Source organism: Pseudarthrobacter sp. RHLT1-30-1, assembly GCF_059383415.1.
In genome coordinates this window covers 1-17,156 of sequence record NZ_JBWZCG010000035.1, presented here as the reverse complement: position 1 = coordinate 17,156, position 17,156 = coordinate 1, and the positions used below count along the sequence as shown (strand labels likewise).

The 17,156-nt window shown below is 64.9% G+C and carries 12 protein-coding genes, 3 pseudogenes and 1 other annotated feature; of the genes and pseudogenes, 5 read left to right on the top strand and 10 right to left on the bottom strand.

Annotation, left to right across the window (positions count from 1 at the left end; genetic code table 11):
• Window positions 1-61 precede the first annotated feature (61 nt).
• Window positions 62-868: a transglutaminase-like domain-containing protein gene (locus AC50YM_RS18520; protein WP_494958413.1), complete on the top strand. Its 807-nt coding sequence runs from the start codon at window positions 62-64 to the stop codon at window positions 866-868.
• Window positions 869-893: 25 nt separating this feature from the next.
• On the opposite strand, the gene AC50YM_RS18515 is transcribed toward AC50YM_RS18520, so the two are convergent.
• Both AC50YM_RS18515 and AC50YM_RS18510 read right to left on the bottom strand, forming a co-directional pair.
• Complete coding sequence (locus tag AC50YM_RS18515) at window positions 894-1,355, bottom strand: MarR family winged helix-turn-helix transcriptional regulator (RefSeq protein WP_494958428.1); 462 nt, start codon at window positions 1,353-1,355, stop codon at window positions 894-896.
• The gene (locus AC50YM_RS18510; protein ID WP_494958412.1) at window positions 1,355-2,485 is read right to left on the bottom strand and encodes an LLM class flavin-dependent oxidoreductase; all 1,131 of its coding nucleotides are present in this window, start codon (window positions 2,483-2,485) and stop codon (window positions 1,355-1,357) included. Before AC50YM_RS18510 ends, AC50YM_RS18515 begins: the two co-directional genes overlap by 1 nt.
• A gap of 229 nt (window positions 2,486-2,714) precedes the next feature.
• Here AC50YM_RS18510 and AC50YM_RS18505 point away from each other — a divergent pair, with 229 nt between their 5' ends.
• A complete protein-coding gene (locus tag AC50YM_RS18505; RefSeq protein ID WP_494958411.1) occupies window positions 2,715-3,734 on the top strand; it encodes a M20/M25/M40 family metallo-hydrolase in 1,020 nt (339 codons plus the stop codon).
• A 336-nt stretch (window positions 3,735-4,070) separates the two neighbouring features.
• Window positions 4,071-4,695 (top strand): annotated as a pseudogene (locus tag AC50YM_RS18500) (aminotransferase class III-fold pyridoxal phosphate-dependent enzyme); the annotation flags it as partial.
• A 150-nt stretch (window positions 4,696-4,845) separates the two neighbouring features.
• On the opposite strand, the pseudogene AC50YM_RS18495 reads toward AC50YM_RS18500, so the two are convergent.
• The 8 genes and pseudogenes from AC50YM_RS18495 to sbnA form a co-directional block, all read right to left on the bottom strand.
• Window positions 4,846-5,028: pseudogene (locus AC50YM_RS18495) on the bottom strand (IS1380 family transposase); the annotation flags it as partial.
• Between the two features lie 61 nt (window positions 5,029-5,089).
• A pseudogene (locus tag AC50YM_RS18490) lies at window positions 5,090-5,463 on the bottom strand (transposase); the annotation flags it as partial.
• Window positions 5,123-5,236 (bottom strand) — a sequence feature (AL1L pseudoknot). Its footprint overlaps the pseudogene before it by 114 nt.
• Before the next feature lie 84 nt (window positions 5,464-5,547).
• Complete coding sequence (locus AC50YM_RS18485; RefSeq protein ID WP_494958410.1) at window positions 5,548-6,672, bottom strand: LuxE/PaaK family acyltransferase; 1,125 nt, start codon at window positions 6,670-6,672, stop codon at window positions 5,548-5,550.
• Window positions 6,673-6,724: 52 nt separating this feature from the next.
• Window positions 6,725-7,792 (bottom strand): 2,3-diaminopropionate biosynthesis protein SbnB, encoded by a 1,068-nt coding sequence (gene sbnB, locus AC50YM_RS18480; RefSeq protein WP_494958409.1) that lies wholly within the window; start codon window positions 7,790-7,792, stop codon window positions 6,725-6,727.
• The gene (locus AC50YM_RS18475; RefSeq protein ID WP_494958408.1) at window positions 7,789-8,796 is read right to left on the bottom strand and encodes a TauD/TfdA family dioxygenase; all 1,008 of its coding nucleotides are present in this window, start codon (window positions 8,794-8,796) and stop codon (window positions 7,789-7,791) included. The genes sbnB and AC50YM_RS18475 overlap by 4 nt, the downstream gene beginning before the upstream one ends.
• The gene (locus AC50YM_RS18470) at window positions 8,796-11,408 is read right to left on the bottom strand and encodes a non-ribosomal peptide synthetase (protein WP_494958407.1); all 2,613 of its coding nucleotides are present in this window, start codon (window positions 11,406-11,408) and stop codon (window positions 8,796-8,798) included. The genes AC50YM_RS18475 and AC50YM_RS18470 overlap by 1 nt, the downstream gene beginning before the upstream one ends.
• A gap of 2 nt (window positions 11,409-11,410) precedes the next feature.
• Entirely contained in the window at window positions 11,411-14,530 is a 3,120-nt protein-coding gene (locus AC50YM_RS18465) for a Pls/PosA family non-ribosomal peptide synthetase (protein WP_494958406.1), read from the bottom strand.
• Window positions 14,531-14,532: 2 nt separating this feature from the next.
• Window positions 14,533-15,609, bottom strand: a complete 1,077-nt coding sequence (sbnA, locus tag AC50YM_RS18460) for a 2,3-diaminopropionate biosynthesis protein SbnA (RefSeq protein WP_494958405.1) — start codon at window positions 15,607-15,609, stop codon at window positions 14,533-14,535.
• Between the two features lie 492 nt (window positions 15,610-16,101).
• Between sbnA and AC50YM_RS18455 the strand changes: the two genes are divergently transcribed.
• Entirely contained in the window at window positions 16,102-16,221 is a 120-nt protein-coding gene (locus AC50YM_RS18455) for a ParA family protein (RefSeq protein ID WP_494958404.1), read from the top strand.
• Between the two features lie 73 nt (window positions 16,222-16,294).
• On the top strand, window positions 16,295-16,711 hold the full coding sequence (locus tag AC50YM_RS18450; protein ID WP_494958403.1) for a ParA family protein: 417 nt from the start codon (window positions 16,295-16,297) through the stop codon (window positions 16,709-16,711).
• Window positions 16,712-17,156: the final 445 nt, after the last annotated feature.

The window sequence follows — 17,156 nt, the reverse complement described above, 5'->3', positions numbered from 1 at the left end:
CACACCTCCGGGACGGGGGACGCTCTCTTCACCCGCCGTTACCCTCACACCCCGGAGAAACATGGAACGCTCTGTTGCCACCCGCCTGGCCTTCAAAACCGTGGCCGACACCAAAGTCGCCCTTGCGGTGGCCGTGGCCCGCAACCCCGGCTACAGCGCCTTCGTGGAGTCATTGTCCGTGACCGCCGGCGGCGACGATGTCCCGCTGACCGAGCTTTCGGACCACCACGGCGGCCGCTTCCACTACATGGAATTTGCGGAACCCTCTGAGGTGCTGGTGGAGTATACGGCCACCGCCACCGGGTTCGCGGTGCCGGAGCAACCACGGCTGATGGACCTCATCCGCTACGTCCGGCCGAGCCGTTACGCCGAGTCCGACCTGCTCCTGCCGACCGCCTACGCGGAATTCGGCGGCCTGCACGGCACTGAGCTGCTGCACGCGGTGCGCAACTGGGTCTTCAACGAGCTGCGCTACATCAGCGGATCCTCGCGGGGGACCGACGGCGCCGTCGAGACCCTGCTGCAGCGCCGCGGTGTCTGCCGCGACTTCGCCCACCTGGCCATCTCACTGCTGCGCGCCAAGGATGTGCCGGCCCGGCTGGCCGCCGTTTATGCCCCGGGACTGAGCCCCATGGACTTCCACGCGGTGGCCGAGGCCCACGTCAACGGCGCCTGGCACATCATCGATCCCACCGGCCTGGCGCCGCGGGAGAGTATGCTGCGGATCACCGCCGGACGGGACTCATCGGATACCGCTTTCCTCTCGACGGTTGGCGGCAGCCTGTCCCTGACGCAGCTCCAGGTCACCGCCGTCGTCAACGGCGACCTGCCGGACGAGGACCCGGCGAAGCTCGTCGCCCTCCACTAGCCGCCACCGGCTTGCACGCCGCGGGTCAGCGCGCTGCCACCGAGGCCCGCAGCTTCTCAGTCAACCGCACCAGCTCCTGCTGCTCGGCCGGGGTAAGCGCGGGCCCCACCAGGGTCGCGATCTCGCGGAGGTGCTCCCGGCCGATCTGTCTTTGCAGCTCCAGGCCGGACTCGGTGAGCCTGACCAGGACGCCGCGGCCGTCGTCGGGCGCCGGCATGCGCTCGACGAGACCGCGCTTTTCTAGGCGCTCCACCAGCCGGCTGAGGCTGGACTGGCTCAGCAGGACGTGGTCGTTGAGCTCGTTCTGGCGCAGCCATCCGGACGGACAGCGCGAGAGCGTGAACAGCACGTCGTACTCATTGATGGGCAGCGTCTTGAACGCGAGTCCGGACTGCAGCCTGCGCATGACCGCCACCTGGGCGCGGAACAGGGATTCCCAGGTTTCCGCGGCCAGGCGCACCGGCGACTCACTGGTCTTGGCGGACATCACACGCTCTTGCTGCCGGCGGTGCCGGCCTTCTCAGCGGAGGTCTGCCCGGCCGCGGCCAGGGAGGCGGCGACGCGCCCGGCGTGGGTGGGCGGGTCCGGGACATGGGCCGGAGTCTTCTCGGCGTATTCCTTGCGCAGCACCGGCAGTACCTCCTCGCCGAACAGGTCCAGCTGTTCCAGTACGGTCTTCAGCGGCAGGCCGGCATGGTCGATCAGGAACAGCTGCCGCTGGTAATCGCCGAAGTACTCACGGAAGCTCAGGGTCTTCTCGATCACTTCCTGCGGGCTGCCGACCGTCAGCGGGGTCTGCGAGGTGAAGTCCTCGAGCGACGGGCCGTGCCCGTAGACCGGGGCGTTGTCGAAGTACGGGCGGAACTCCTTGACGGCGTCCTGCGAGTTCTTCCGCATGAAGAACTGTCCGCCGAGGCCCACGATTGCCTGGTCGGCCTTGCCGTGGCCGTAGTGTTCGTAGCGTTCGCGGTAGAGGCCGATCAGCTGCTGGTAGTGCTCCTTGGGCCAGAAGATGTTGTTCGCGAAGAAGCCGTCGCCGTAGTAGGCAGCGACTTCCGCGATCTGCGGCGTGCGGATCGAGCCGTGCCACACGAAGGGGGCGACGCCGTCGAGCGGGCGCGGCGTGGAGGTGAAGTTCTGCAAGGGAGTGCGGTGCTTGCCGGACCAGTTGACGGTGTCCTCGTCCCAGAGGCGGCGCAGCAGGCTGTAGTTCTCGATTGCGAGTTCGATTCCGTCCTGGATGTTTTTGCCAAACCAGGGGTAGACGGGGGCGGTGTTGCCACGGCCCAGGACCAGGTCCACCCGGCCGTCGGCCAGGTGCTGGAGCATGGCGAAGTCCTCGGCGATCTTCACCGGGTCATTGGTGGTGATCAGCGTCGTGGCCGTGGACAGGATGATCCGCTCTGTCTGCGCTGCGATGTAGCCCAGCGTGGTGGTGGGGGAGGAGGAGAAGAAGGGGCGGTTGTGGTGCTCGCCAATGGCATAGACATCCATACCGATTTCCTCGACCTTTTTGGCGATCGCCACCGACGCCTTAATCCGTTCATGTTCGGTGGGCGTTCGGCCGGTGGTGGGGTCGGTGGTGATGTCGCTGACGCTGAATACGCCGATCTGCATGATGTGCCTTTCCGTGGCCGGAGACTTCCGGCAGCTGTCTTAACTTTAGCCGATATAAATGCATTTGCATCTATCGACCCGTATAACGCCCGCCGCGTTGGAGTATTCCCCAGGCTGTGCGGGGGCGGGCCGGAGGTCACCACAATGAGGGACGGGAGCCGTTGCCACCCGGCAACGTCTTCCTCTGGCACGGTCTGGGCGTTATCTTCGTACTATGGAGGGTGTCCACATGATGAAAAGGCCCGGAACGGCTGCGGCCGCAGCCATCTTGCTCGCAATTAGTCTTGTGCTCTCTGGCTGCACTGCCTCGCGGCTGAATCCTGCCGGTGGTGTGGACGCGCGGGCGTTGCTGGCGGAGTTCAGCGGCCGGGGCATGGTGGGCCATCTGGAGGCGTTGCAGCGGGTTGCTGATGACAATGGTGGCAATCGCGCGTCGGGGACCTCCGGGTATGAGGCCTCCGCGCGCTATGTCGAGGAGCAGCTGCGTGCCGCGGGGTACACCCCGGTCCGGCAGACCTTCAGCTTCCGCGGCGAGGGCAGGAACCGCAAGCAGGTGGAGACTTTCAACATCCTGGCCGACACCGCAGGGGACGCCGGGAACACGGTGGTCGTGGGCGGGCACCTGGACTCCGTGCGGGAGGGGCCCGGGATCAACGACAACGGCAGCGGGGTCGCGGCGATGCTGGAGATCGCCCGGTGGATGAAGGACAGCGGGTTCAGCCCGGCGAACCGGGTCCGGTTTGTGTTCTGGGGCGCCGAGGAGGACGGCCTGTACGGGTCCCAGCATTACGTTGACGCGCTGAGCGCGACCGAAGTCCGCCGGACGGCGCTTTACCTGAATGTGGACATGGCAGCCTCGCCGAACGGGGTGCGGTCCTTTCACGACGGCGACGGGTCCGACTTCGGGGATGCCGGGCCGAAGGGCTCCGACGGGATTGAAGCCGTCTTCGAGCGCTACTTCAAGGAGAACTCGCTGCCGGCGGAAACAACGCCCTTTGTCGACGGCGACTCCGATTACGACCCGTTCCTCAGGGCAGGCATTCCCGGCGGCGGGCTGTTCACCGGCGAGGTGAAGAAAAAGACCAAAGCCCAGGTGCAGGCCTACGGCGGCACGGCCGGCAAGGTCCTGGACTCCTGCTACCACAAGGCCTGCGACACCATCAGCAACACCAACGCGGACCTGCTCAAGGAAATGTCCGCCGCACTGGCCTACGCCACCGCCACCTACGCCCTGGCCCCACGCGGCTGACATCGAGCTCCAGAAGAACGGTTACAGCACCACGCCGCTTCGGCAGATTGCCCTAGGGCGCTGTGCGTTGATGCGGATCCTGGACTACTTGATTCGGACGACTTGATTCGGACGACTTGCCGTGTGAGTACAGCTAAGTAGACCGGGCCGGATATTGATCGAGGATTCGGGTACGGCCTACGGATCCGTAACTTAGCCGGATTCCATGGCTTGGAATCATTACCGGGCACGCTTCCTGACCGTGGCTTGGCGTCGCAACACTTCGCCGTCGCGTGACCGATTTCCGGATTTCTGAGCCGCATCTAGACCGGGAAATAGAACGAAGGAAAGCTACTGATGGATATTTTTGACGTCCTTGAGTCAGAAGTCCGCACTTACTGCCGCACCTGGGACACAGTCTTCGACCGCGCGTCCGGCAGCACGCTCTACAGTGAGGACGGCAGGGACTGTCTTGATTTCTTTTCCGGCGCCGGCGCCCTGAACTACGGTCACAACAATTCTGAGTTGCTCCGACCGCTCGTCGAATATCTGCTCTCCGGAGCAATCGTCCACTCCCTCGACATGAAAACAGTTGCCAAGCGGCGCTTTCTGGAAGCGTTCCACGAGCTGATCCTGAAGCCTCGGAAGTATGACTACAAAGTCATGTTTCCAGGGCCCACCGGGACAAACTCAGTCGAAGCGGCCCTGAAGCTGGCTCGAAAAGTCACCGGCAGGACCCACATCCTCGGCTTCACGAATGCATTCCAACGGGATGACTCTTGGATCCCTCGCAGTGACAGGCAATTCCATGAAGCGGACGGGCGCTGGGGTTCCGCTAACGAACGCATCCAGCATGCCCCATGACGGATTCCTGGACGGCCAGACGGCGGACTTCCTGTGGCTTCGCCATGCCCTGGAGGATAGCGGCTCAGGCGTCGACACGCCCGCCGCCGTCATCGTGGAGACCGTCCAGGGGGAGGGGGTCTCAGCCTTGATCCACCGACGGGCTCGTTGAGGACCGCGGGATTTGGTGTGGCCGGGCGGGGCGGGATCTGGGCAGGCCGGATTGTCCGGCCCCGTTGCCGGTGGTGTTCCACTGTGGTCCTTGGTTGTCTTGGTGCGGGGCGGCCGGTCAGGTCTTTGCCGGCCGTGGGAAGGTCCGGTTGAACAGGTCCGTCCAGGCGGTTTCCCAGGGCCAATCCGCGGGCAGGTGGAGTATTAGCTTCCGGGCGGAGGAGGCGATTCTGGCCGGAACGCTGATCAGTTTCCGGCGGACTGTTGCGGTTCGTGCCTTCGCCAGCGCGGTGCCCGCCGTTGTTGCGCGTGGATGCTCTCGATCTTTCCCCCAGCTCCCGGTCGCTGACTACTCTGGCGGACTCCGGCCGGGGACGGCGGGCGTAGTACGTGCTCGGGCCGATCTGCAGCGTCTTGCAGATCGGCTCGACCCCGTGTTCATCGCGGTGCTTGTCCACGAAGGCGCACATCACCCCGACGGGCGGTCGAGCTCCGCCGCGAAGAAAGCCGAGGCCCGCTTCAGGATCGTGTTCGCCCGGCGCAGCTCACGGACCCCACGCTCGAGTTCTGTGATCCGGTCCGAGTCCACCGTCGTCGTTCCCGGACGCAGGCCCTCGTCGGTCTCGGCCCGGCTCACCCAGGTCCGCAGTGCCTCGGGATTCACCCCGAGCTGCTCGCCGATCCGGCGGAACGCACCGGTCCTGGTCGCAGGGTCTTTCCTTGCATCAATGGCCATCCGCGTTGCGCGCTCACGCAGCTCATTTGGGTACTTCCGTTGTGCTGGCATGGGAATCATCCTTCCGGGTAATCGATGTCTCCATCAAACCCGGTGCGATGCAGTAGTGCCCGAATCGAGGTAGCGCTCGATGCTGACTGGGCAGTGGCCAAGCCCGCCGCCCTGCCCCCGGCGGCGGAAGTTGATGACCTGGCCGGTTCTGCCGCACCCGCAGGTGCCGGTCTCGACGTCGCCCATGTCGTCGGTGAGGAGGAAACCGGGGTAGCTGGTGCTGAGGGCGTCCAGTACGGCGATGGTGCCGGTCTCCCCCGGGGCGATCTCCTTGGCGCTTTGGCCAGGGTCCCGGATGGAGATGTAGCACCATGGCGGAACGTGCTTGCGATGCAGGTGGCATTCGACAGCGAGCATGTTCGACTCGATCATCCCGTACATGTCGCGCACGTTCACCGCAAGCACGCCGAGCAAGTCGTGGCACCGTTCCCGAAAACTCTCATTGGGGATGGCCTCGGCTGTGTGCCGCTTCCAGCCCCCGAGAGTGATGATCATGCTGAACGGGTCCAAGCGCACACTGATATTCTCCCGCTCAAGGAACCGGAGGAGCCGGTCGATGAGGAACGGCGGACTGACGATGTGGCGTGTCATATGTCCCTCCCATCGTCGCAGGTGCTCCAGGGCCTCCCCGGCGTCGAACGCCTGGTCGGCAACGAGATATGCGTGGTGGTCGAAGACGCTGTTCAGGATGTTTAAGTCCTTGAGCAGTCCCATCTCCGAGGCTTCCGGGTCCGACGGGTTCAAGAAAAGTCCCGCGCCCCCGGACAGGCTGAAGAACTCCCGGTAGGTGCCGAGCAGGGCGACCAGCGCCAGGGTCATTGTCTCGCTGTTGCGGGGGATGACGGAAGGGACACCGCGGGTTCCGCTGGAGCGGGTTTCGGTCTCGACGTCGGCCAGGGAGCAAGTAAGCAGCACCTTGGCGTCGGGACGCTTGAACATGCCGACCGGCAACAGTGGCAGGGATTGCAGGTCGTTGATGTCCTTGATCGTGGCGGGGTCGACTCCCAGGGCGTCACACTGGGCGCGGTAGAAGCCGTTTGCGGCCTGATGGTAGATCGCGGCGTCCCGCAGGACGTCGGTGACCGACCGGGCCCAGTCCTCAGGGGACTGGACGTAGGCCTTGGACACATTCCCTAGCATCTGCGGTAGGGAGAGCATTGCGTCACTCCTCGGTGAGTGCGAATCGATGAATGCGGTTTGCGCCGCAGGGTCAGCCGTACCGACGCAACTCGGAAAAGAAATCCTCGACCACCCGGAGCTGGCCACTGCCGGCAAGTTCGTCATAGACGTACTTTCCGACTGCCAGGTCGAGCACGCCCAGTCCGAACGGCGAGAACACAATAGGGCGGTCGTCCGTCAGCGAGACCCTGCCTTCCATGACGTCGGCCAGGGTGCCGTCCACGAAGTCCCTGTTGCCGACCTTCTGCTCCGCGAGGTGGGCCGACGTCCCGGCTTTCAGGCAGTGGTCGACGTCGTCGAGGATGTTGGTGGACGCCAGCAGGATCTCAGGGGCCAGATCGCGCAGGGACACGTGCAGCACAAGCGGCTTGTGCGCGAACCACGTCGTATCGTGCACGTGCGGCTGGCCCGCCACCGTGGCGAACACGACGAGATCGCTGCTTCTGATCAGCTGCTCGGGGCCGTCGTGCACGGTCACCCGGGCACCTGTACCGCTGCGCTCGAGATAGCCCTTGAAACCCTCCTCACTCTCACCCGAGAGGTCGAACACCCCGATCTCGTCGAAGGACCAGTCGGCGGCCTTCAGGAAGGTGTGGATGTAGCGGGCAATGAGGCCAACGCCCAAGAACCCTATGCGCCGGGGACGCCCGCGTCCCCGGCTGAGCCAGTCGGCAGCAGCGGCGGCAGATGCAGCGGTCCTGGAGGCGCTGATGATGGAGCCCTCCATGCAAGCCAAGGGGTACCCCGTTGCCTGGTCGTTGAGGATCAACACCGCAGAGGCGCGCGGAATTCCCGATGCCACATTGTCCGGGAAGCTGGAGACCCATTTGATGCCGTCAACCTCTACTTGTCCGCCGACCGAGGCCGGCAGGGCGATGATGCGCGAGGTAGGCCGGTCCGGGAAGCGCAGGAAGTAAGATGGGGGGTTCACCGAATCTCCGGCTGCATGCACGCGGTAGGTCTGCTCGACCAGCTCGATGACCTTCTTTTCCCGTCCCTGAAGCACCTGCTGCACCTGGGTCCCTGAGATGACCGCGAAGGGCGGAACCGTCTTCGGCTCTGCGGCCGCTGCGGCAGGGGAACTGGCAAGCTCTGTCATCGTGCACCGTCCTGGTTGTGGTTGGCGAGATCGAAAATGTTGCGCGGCTCGGCCATGCCGACAAGAATCTCCCGAGGCCCCTCATAGGCCTCACGGCTATGCGCCATGCGGATGTTGTCGACCAGCATGAGGTCCCCCGTCTCCCAGGGGGTGCGGAGGGTGTGGGCCTCATAGACCTCGTTCAGGAGGGCAATGATTTCCTCACCGATCGGCTCTCCGTTGCCGAAGCGGGTGTTGAACGGCAGCCCATCAGGACCGTAGACGTCCACCAGGTATTCCCGCACCTCGGGTGCGGTCGTCCATTCGCTCAGGAACGCAACCTGGTTGAACCAACAGCGTTGGCCAGTCGCCGGGTGCCGAACCACGGCAGGGCGCCGTTGCCGGGTGCGCAGCTCCCCATCGGGCTGCCACTCGAGCTCGATCTCGTGCGCCCGGCAGTAGCTCTCGACATCCGCGCGGTCTGAGACCCCGAACGCCTCCTCATAGGAGGCACCGATGTCCCCGTTGTAGCTGCGGGCGAGCAGCCACCCCTGGCTTTCGAACCGACGGACGATGTCCGGCGGCAGGGCATCGAGCACGGCACTGGCGTCCGCCACACCGGTCACCCCACCGACACTGGGTGCCTGAAGGCAGGCGAAGAGCATCAGGCCGGGGAACTCGAGCGCGTAGCTGAGCTCGTGGTGCATGCACATCGGCTGGTTCGCGGGCCATGCCAGGGATGAGTACACGCCGTCCAAGTAGGGCTGCCTGGCGGCGAAAGCCTCCCGGTCCGGCATGAGGCCGCCTGAAACCAGCCGTTGGAAGGTATCGGCCACTTCGGCTGGATCACGGAGGCCCAGACCGCGGACCAGGACGGCGCCGTGCTCATCCACCGCCGCACGCAGCGCCTCTCGGTTCTCTTCGGCCCACAGCACGGGGTCGTGGCCGTTCTCGACGATGAGCAGCGGCACCCGGCCGGCTTGGCGTTCCACGTCGAACTGGATCCTGGGTGTAGGAGACGACATCAGAGGTCCTTTCGTTTCATGGGTAGCGGGTGGGAGAGGCCAACCGGTCCTCCTGCCGGGGCCACGGAGTCGGGCTCCGCGACGGCTCCCGCCGTCCGCGGGTCCGGCGGAACGGCTGTGTCCGCGGGGGACGAGGCTTCGAGCAGGGTCGCCAGGTCTGCCAGGATGGGCGTCTGCATGATGTCCTTGATCGACACTGCGCGCTTGAGCAGTACCGCGAGCTTCACCGCGGACAGCGAGGTCCCGCCCAGTGCAAAGAACGAGTCCTGCCCGCCGATCCGGCCCATCGGCAGGCCGAGCACCGTCGCCCATGCCTCCGCAAGCCGCTGCTCGGCCGCCGAGAGGGCTTCCGTGGCGGTGCCGGCCTCGGGAATGACCTCGCGCGCCATGCGGGTCAAAGCCTTCCGGTCGATCTTCCCGTTGCCGGTCAGGGGCAGGCTCTCCTGCCACCTGTACGTCGAAGGAACCATGTAGCCTGGTACCCGGGCAGCCATCTCGCTGCGGATTTCGTCGACCTCGAGCGGCCGGTTGCCGGAGTAGAACGCCACCAGGAACTTGGACTGCCCGGCGCCCTCACCGACGACGACGGCGCCGTCGCGGACGGCGGGAACCCGCAGCAGCGCGTTTTCGATGTCGCCGATCTCGATGCGGAACCCGGAGATCTTGACTTGGTTGTCCCGCCGCCCCAGGTACTCCAGCTTGCCGTCCGGGGACCAACGGCCGTAGTCGCCGGCCCGATAGAGTCGCGCGCCGTCCACGTAGGGGTCGGTGGAGTAGGCCTGCGCGGTGCGCTCCGGGTCGTTGATGTAGCCGCGGCCCACGCACACTCCGGAGAATGCGATCTCGCCCGGTGCTCCAAGCGGCACAAGGCGCTGCCGCTCGTCGAGGATGTGGATCCGGACGTTCGGGATTGGCGGGCCAAGTGGCACGGAGCCGCCCGGGGGCGCTGCACTCAACACTTCGTGGTTCGTGTCGTCGGAGGTTTCCGTCAGCCCGTAGGCGTTGACCAGCTTGACGTCCGGCATCACGTCGAACCAGCGGCGGACCAGCTCTCGCTTTAGAGCCTCCCCTGTGGCCGAGACGCAGCGGAGGTGCGGCAAGGCGCGAGGCCTGCCGCCCAGGTACGCCACCACGGCGTCCAGATACGACGGAACGACTTGAAAGACCGCCACCGCGCCCCGTTCCACCGTGTCGATGAACCGCTCGACGTCGAGGATCCGGTCCTGCCCGACGATGAGTGTGCGGCCGCCGACGAGCAGCGCCGAGACCAGTTGCCACAGCGAGATGTCGAAGCACTGGGGTGCGGTCTGGGCGACGACGTCCCCGGGGCGGATCCCCAGGTCCTCGATCTTGGCGTACAGGTGGTTCACCATGCCGTCGTGCTCGCACATCGCGCCTTTCGGCTCGCCAGTGGACCCGGAGGTGAAATAGACGTAAGCGAGCTGATCGGGACGAATCTCCATGCCGAGGTCGTCGGCGGGCTGCCCCTCGGCCTCGATGTCCTCGAACAAGAGCTTCGTCACTGCAGGCATTCCTTCCAGTGCCTCATCGAGGGTGGTGGTGCTGCCGCCTTCGGTGAGCACCACCCGGGCCCCGGCCCGCGTGAGCGTTCTGGCGATTCGGTCGGCCGGGAAGTGCGGCTCGATCGGCAGATATGCGCCTCCGGCTTTGAGGATGCCGATCACAGCGGCCATCCACTCCAGATCCCGTTCGGCGACGACTGCCACGATGTCCTCCGCGCGCAGCCCGCGCGAGAGCAGACTACGGGCTATCCGGTTGGCGCGGGCGTTTAGCTCCGCGTACGTCCACTCCCGCGCGTCCTGAACGGCCGCGATTTGTTCGGGACGCTGCCGAACGCGCTCCTCGAACAGCTCGTGGAAGCGCCGCTGGGGCCGGGGCCGCTCGGGCCCGGCGAGCTGCTCAAGCTGGAAGCGCCGCTCCTCCTGGCCGACTAGGTCGGTGTCCAAGGGATCCGCCCCCGGGTCCGCTACCACGCCACGGAGCGCGGCGAGGTAGTAGCTGGCGATGCGGCGGGCGGCATCTGCGTCGAGAACATCCCCGCGGTACTTCAGGCGAAGCACCTCGCCGATGGTCGCGTGTCCGACCGAAATACCGAGCACGATGCCCTCCGGCAGCTCGGAATCGTCGTCCCGAAGACCGCCGAACACCACTTCGTAGCCCGGGGCGGCCGGCTCGTGACTAGCCTGCCCGGGGGTGGACTGTTCCGTACGGGGCCGGATTTGGCGGCCGTTCGCATCGGAGACGAGGGCTCGCCAGGACCGGTGCGCCAGATCCAGGGTGCACTGCCAAGTCCCGAACGCGTCCTTGCAACCGGTCGTGACCTCTGTTTCGCCGGACAACGCGTGGAGCACTCTCAAGTGTGCCGCCAGCCAGATCGAGGATGGAGCCACCTGCAGGCTCTGGGCCAGCGTCCGCACGGCCTCGCACAGGTCCTGTGGCACAGCCACTTCGATCCGGCCCTGACCTTGCTGGCGCTCCTGCGTCCACCTGGGAATCGCCGTCAGCGCGGCACCCGCGGGCGCGGTTCGGTCTTTGCCCGGGCCCGACGAGCCGCCGGCGGTGCGGCAGGTCAACGCAGACGTGGTGGTCATGATCAGGGCCTTTCCAGCGCGAGGGGGGACGTGGCGGCGTCTCGGGCCTCTTCGGCCGGGTTGCCGGCCCACAGGGATCCGCGGGTGAGAGTGGTCCCCTTCATGACGAAGGAGTCGGCGCCGACGACCGCGCCGTCTTCGACGGTCACGCCGTAGTGGACGAACGCGGAGACGCCGAGGGTGACATCGTCGCCAACAACGATGCGGTCCGACTTGAACATGCCGTCTTCCTGGGAATGGGATTGGAGGGTGGTGCCGGCGTTCAAGGCGCAACGGGAACCGACCGTGACCAAGGTCCGCTCGATGATGCCGCAGCCGTCGTCGAAGACCCGGCTTCCGATCCGTACGCCGAGCAAACGCCAGACCAGCGGCTTGAACGGCGTCCCGTTGAGGAGGCTTGCGTATCGGCTCTGCAGCGACATCTTCCAGTACTGCTCGTGCCACCAGAAATAGGGGTTGTAGATGGAGCAGAGCTGGGGCTGAAGCGGTTTCAGTCCCCTCCCGAGATGCTCGATGCCGATGGGGACCAACAAGCCAACCACGAGCATCAGGACAAAGGCCGCGCTGAGGGCAAGGAAACTGAACTGATCGGACAATTCGAGGGCGGCGAACATAATGATCATGGCCAGTGAGATGTTGAGCCACCGCACCAGCATCAAGAGGGCCATCGTGCGCAGGTTGTACCTGTTCTTGGCTGCCAGGTTCCGACGGAAGTGCGCACGTTTTGAATACTCCTCGGTGAGGGCGTCCCGGAGGACCGAGCGGGGGATCTCGAACGGCGGTGACCCGAGCAGACCTACGTCGTGGCGCAACGGTCCGTCGAGGGGGACCATCACCTTGGTCGCGAGCAGGCAGTTGTCCCCGGTCCTGGCCCCGGCAGGGAAGAGCACGGCGTTGCCCAGGAAGTTGTGTGCGCCGATCGCCGCCCGGCTGACCTTGAACGACGTCGCCGAGAAATCGGTGTTCATAAACGACACCCCGTCGGCGATCATCGTGCCGCTGCCTATCGTCGAAAGGAACGGGCTGTCGTGTTTGAACCCCGTGCCCAGGTTCGAGCCGGTCTGCTGGACCTGCGGCTGCTTGTACCCGATGGCCCGCACGTAGTTCACGATGTACGAGCTGTCGCCGAACAATCCCGTCAGCATGGGCCTGTTGGTCATTCTCGACACCGCCCGCTCCGCCGCGTGCCGCAGGCCGAACAGCGGATACACCGTGTCCGGCTTGACGGCGAGTTGAACCACCCGCGGGACGGTGGTGACGATGAGCCACGATACGACCGTGCCACCGAAGACAGCAAGAGCGGCATAGCCAATGGCGTCGGCGTAGAAGACCCAGTCGGTGAACGCGAACGCCTGCGTCTCCAGGAGTGCCGCCACGTTGGGGTTCGCCATGACGACCAACACGACAGCCTGGCCTAGCAGAATACGGCCAAGGCCAATCATGCTGATCAGCTGGGAGGTGGCGAACCATCCCCGGCGCCAGGGCGAGTAGGGCCTGGCCTCGACTCCGCCATAATCCACCTCAGTGCGCCTGCCGGGCGACCCGTGCCACCGTTCGCCGGCGGGCACGGACTGGCCGGTGTACAGGGTGGACCGGTGGCCCAACTGCGACCCATCTCCCAATGCGGTGCCGATATCCAAAACGCTCCCCTCGCCGACGATTACGTCCCGGCCCAGCGTCAGCGCGCCCAGCTGGATGACGCCGCCGTGGGCGCGGTAGCCGTTCAAAACCGCGTCCTTGCGGATGACCGTCCCTTCCCCGATCGTGAGGAGGTCGGTGCAGACCGGCAGGCGGTTGGTCATGATCGTCACGTTGCGGCCCACCTTGGCGCCCATGGCCCGCAGGTAGAAGGTGGTCAGCGGAGACCCCCTCAGTAACACCAGCGGGGAAGTTCGCATCAGTGTCTTTACCAGCCAGAACCGGAAATAGGCCAAGCTCCACAGTCGGATTTCGCCGGGGCGGAAACGCCCAAGGATGATCCACTTTGCCGCCACGGGAAGGATGCACATCAGCACGAACACTGCCGCGGCATAGGCGGTCGACCGGAGGTAGATCCCCCAGAATTCTGTCCCGTTGCTCAACCATTGGCGGTTGCCCGGCCCAGCTTCCGGGAGCACCCACTGGTACCAATTGACCGCGAGCAGTCCGGCGATCACGCAGTAGCCGAGGTAGACGAGTACCTGCAGGGCGCCGCAGGTGACGTACTCCCAGGTCCGGGCGTCCATGGGCGCCGGAGCCTCCGGCACCGAAGCCACGGCCGGTGAGGGCTCCAGCAAGCGGTCCTGCTGCGGGGGAACCTGCAGGGCCGCGGCGAGGGCAGAGACGCTCGGGTTACCGTAGACATCCTTCATCGAGACCGTCGGTAGGTCCGGCTGCTTACGCATGCGGGCGCAGAACTTCGCCATGACCAGCGAGTCCGCGCCCAGGTCCTGGAAGAAGTCGGCGTCCATCGGGACCTGCTGCATGCCGAGTACGTCGGCGAGCACCTCGGCCAGCCGCTCCTGCACCTGGACCGTCGCCGACGCCTCCTCGGCCGGTGCCAGGGCCGCGGCCAGCGCGGAGATTGTTGGGTTCTGGTAGATGTCCTTGATGGACACGGCAGGCAGGTCCGGCTGCTTGCGCATGCGGGCGCAGAACTGCGCCATGATCAGCGAATCCGCGCCCAGGTCCTGGAAGAAATCGGCCTCCACTGGCACATGCTCAATGTCCAGCACGCCGGACAGCACCTCTGCCAACCGGTCCTGCACCTGGATCTGAACCGTCACCGACGCCACTTCCGCCGGTGCCAGAGCCGCGGCCAGCGCCGAGATCGTTGGATTCTGGTAGATGTCCTTGATCGACACCGCTGGCAAGTCCGGCTGCTTGCGCACGCGGGCGCAGAACTGTGCCATCAGCAACGAATCCGCGCCCAGGTCGTAGAAGAAGTTGGCGTCCACGGGGACGTCGTCCTTCTTTACCACCGACGCCAGAAGATCCGCCAGCCGGCGCTCCAAGGCAACGGCCGTACCCGTGGCCGGAGCGGCCGGAGAGCCGTTCCCGGCCGGAGCCGCGGATGCATCAGGAATGGGGAGATCGATAGAAGATGTGGAACGCGGAGCGCCCTGCAGGTTATCGAGACGCATTTTCACTGCAGGAAATTCCCTAAGGCGGCGGTTGCGGCGTAACCGGCCACCGCTTCACGTGCCGGGTGCTGTGGCTCCGACACCGGGTCGGACCGTCGGCCCGGAGCCCCTGCCAAATCGTCGGCGGTAGCCAGCGCTTCGGCGCCGAAATGATCGTGCACCCAGTCAGGGTTGTAGACAGTGTCCAGGTAGGGTCGGCCCATGTCCGGGGAAATGGCAACCGCCGTCAGGTCCTGGGCGTCGTGTTCGGTGAGCCAAGACGCGGCGCCGTGGACCACGGTCCCGGTGGAGCCACCGAGCGTGAAGCCGGCAGCGGCGAGGCGGTGGCAGGCGCGCACCGTGTCCAGTTCTTCGACCATCACCACGTCATCGATCAAGGCCTCGTCGAGCTGCGGCGGCCGCACGCTCATGCCGAGTCCCGGGATCAGGCGGGCGGCGGGCTGGCCGCCGAACGAGACCGATCCTGCGGCATCGACCGCGACAATCCGGACATCCGGCCGGTGCTCACGGAAGTACCGCGCGCAACCCATCAAGGTCCCCGTTGTCCCTGCTCCCACGAACAGCACGTCCAGGTCGGGGAACTGATTGGAGATCTCGGGGGCAGTCCAGCGGTAGTGCGCTCCCCAATTGCCGGGATTGGTGTACTGGTTGAGCCAGATGTACCGCTCGTCGGACGCACACAGGTCCCGCACGTGGTTGAGCCGGGCTCCGAGGAAGCCGTCGACGGGATCCGGTTCGGTGACCAGGTCCACCTGTGCCCCGAGCGACTCCATGAGTTGCCGGGTTGGCGGGTTACAGCGCGGATCGATCACACACACGAAGCGGTACCCCTTGCTGGCAGCGATCATGCTGAGCGCGACGCCGAGGTTGCCCGATGAGGACTCCACGAGGATGGAGCCAGGGCCGATCAACCCCTCCCGCTCGGCGCGCTCGACCATCTCCCGCGCGGGCTTAAGCTTGATTGAGCCGGCGAAATTGAACCCCTCAATCTTCAGAAAGAGGCGGCAGCCCAGCACCCCCTCCAGGTCGACGAACAGGCTCTGCTCGTTATACAGGTGCGGATCCCTGATGATCGGCATGATCTCCCTCGTTCCCTGTCATGAGCGTGGTCAGGGATGGGGAGGCTCCTGCCAGCTTGGGTGTGACGGGTGGCGGACATCTCCGTCCGGACCCTTCTACTTTTCAAGAAATGCCGCGCAAAGCGGCACAAGCGGAATACTGCGGCAGCCGCTATTTCCCCCAGCAGCAATACCTGGCTTCCCCACCGCGGATACTCCGAAATGCAGTGGAGGCTTCCAACCTCTGTTTCGACAGTAGCCAAGTTTAGTGGCCAACCGCAATGACTTCGAGCACCTGTATCCGACCCCCCCCGGGTACCTGTATCCAAGCCCCGAGTACCTGCTTCCCCGCCCTCGCGGCCCCGATGATAGCTAGCGTAGGCGCCCGCTCCTCGTCCTCAGATGGCGAACCTCCCAGTCTGCCGCCCGCCTTCTCAGTGAGCCCTACCAGCGCTAAACCGGGAGAAGCAGTGACGGTTACATCTTGATAGATCCATAAGCGTCAGGAGCATCGTGAGAGTAACCGCCATAGGTAATCGAAAGGGCGGCGTGGGGAAGACGTCCGTCATCCTCGGGCTGGCCACCGGGCTTCGCTTGATCGGGAAGAAGGTCCTGGTCGCCGATCCAGCCTAGCTCCCCAAACAAATGCAACTGATGCCCTGGAGGGGGCGGGGGGAGTTCAATGTCTTCGACGTTCTCTACGTTGGTGAGGCAGGAACCCTCGGCCAGGCCATTACTTCAACCACGTGCGGAGGAACTGAAAGACTACGACCACATCCTTATTGACCTCCCGCCGGCGTTGGGAAGGCTAACGCTCAATGGATTGACCTGGGCGGATCGGGTAGTTGCAGTAACGGAACCAGCAGCTTTCTCCGCGAAGGGAGTGACAGAGTTCCTTAAAACCGTCAAAAAAGTGCAGTCCCTGCCGCATCTTAACCCTGCCCGGGAATGTCTCGGCATCATCATCAATGTAACCAGCTCACCCCTGACCGGTGAGCACAATTTCCAGATCGGTGACTTGGAATCCGAATATGGAACAGACGTCCGTGCTCCGCATTTGCCGCTTAGAACCGCGATGCGGGACTCAATAAGCAGCAAATCCCCCTTAGAAAATGAACATTAGGGGAGCGGTGCTCCTAACCGAGAAGTTCGTTTCCCACGCTCGCTACGTGGACGCAGCAAAGTGATGGCAGTTGAGAGAGAATCATCTATCCATGCGCCAACGTCAAGACGTCGTCGACGTCTTGACCTCCAGAGCCCTGGAGGCGGTTCCTCCGACTTCTGCCGCTGACACTACGCGTTCTGAATTACGCCAGGCCGACGTGAACCCTGTGGCCGCTGCCAGGGGACCAGGGCCGGGTCGCCCCAAGGAGCAAGAAAAGGATGGAGCCCTTCTCATCGAAAATTGAAATCGCGCTCCGTGACGAACTGGACTCCTACATAGGGCCACGTTATTCGGTTACGTCCCGTGGAGTGGTGTAGATCTCAGCAGTTGCGCGTTGCTCCGGTGACGTAGTGAGCCATCGTGCGATGGTCAGTGAGAACCGATCAAAGAACTCACAAAGGAC

Excerpts from the sequence above, each read along its gene's own strand:
- AC50YM_RS18470 (WP_494958407.1), bottom strand. The coding sequence starts at position 11,408 with ATGACCACCACGTCTGCGTTGACCTGCCGCACCGCCGGCGGCTCGTCG.
- AC50YM_RS18515 (WP_494958428.1), bottom strand. The coding sequence starts at position 1,355 with ATGTCCGCCAAGACCAGTGAGTCGCCGGTGCGCCTGGCCGCGGAAACC.
- AC50YM_RS18485 (WP_494958410.1), bottom strand. The coding sequence starts at position 6,672 with ATGCTCTCCCTACCGCAGATGCTAGGGAATGTGTCCAAGGCCTACGTC.
- AC50YM_RS18505 (WP_494958411.1), top strand. The coding sequence starts at position 2,715 with ATGATGAAAAGGCCCGGAACGGCTGCGGCCGCAGCCATCTTGCTCGCA.
- sbnB (WP_494958409.1), bottom strand. The coding sequence starts at position 7,792 with ATGACAGAGCTTGCCAGTTCCCCTGCCGCAGCGGCCGCAGAGCCGAAG.
- AC50YM_RS18475 (WP_494958408.1), bottom strand. The coding sequence starts at position 8,796 with ATGTCGTCTCCTACACCCAGGATCCAGTTCGACGTGGAACGCCAAGCC.
- sbnA (WP_494958405.1), bottom strand. The coding sequence starts at position 15,609 with ATGCCGATCATCAGGGATCCGCACCTGTATAACGAGCAGAGCCTGTTC.
- AC50YM_RS18520 (WP_494958413.1), top strand. The coding sequence starts at position 62 with ATGGAACGCTCTGTTGCCACCCGCCTGGCCTTCAAAACCGTGGCCGAC.
- AC50YM_RS18465 (WP_494958406.1), bottom strand. The coding sequence starts at position 14,530 with ATGCGTCTCGATAACCTGCAGGGCGCTCCGCGTTCCACATCTTCTATC.
- AC50YM_RS18510 (WP_494958412.1), bottom strand. The coding sequence starts at position 2,485 with ATGCAGATCGGCGTATTCAGCGTCAGCGACATCACCACCGACCCCACC.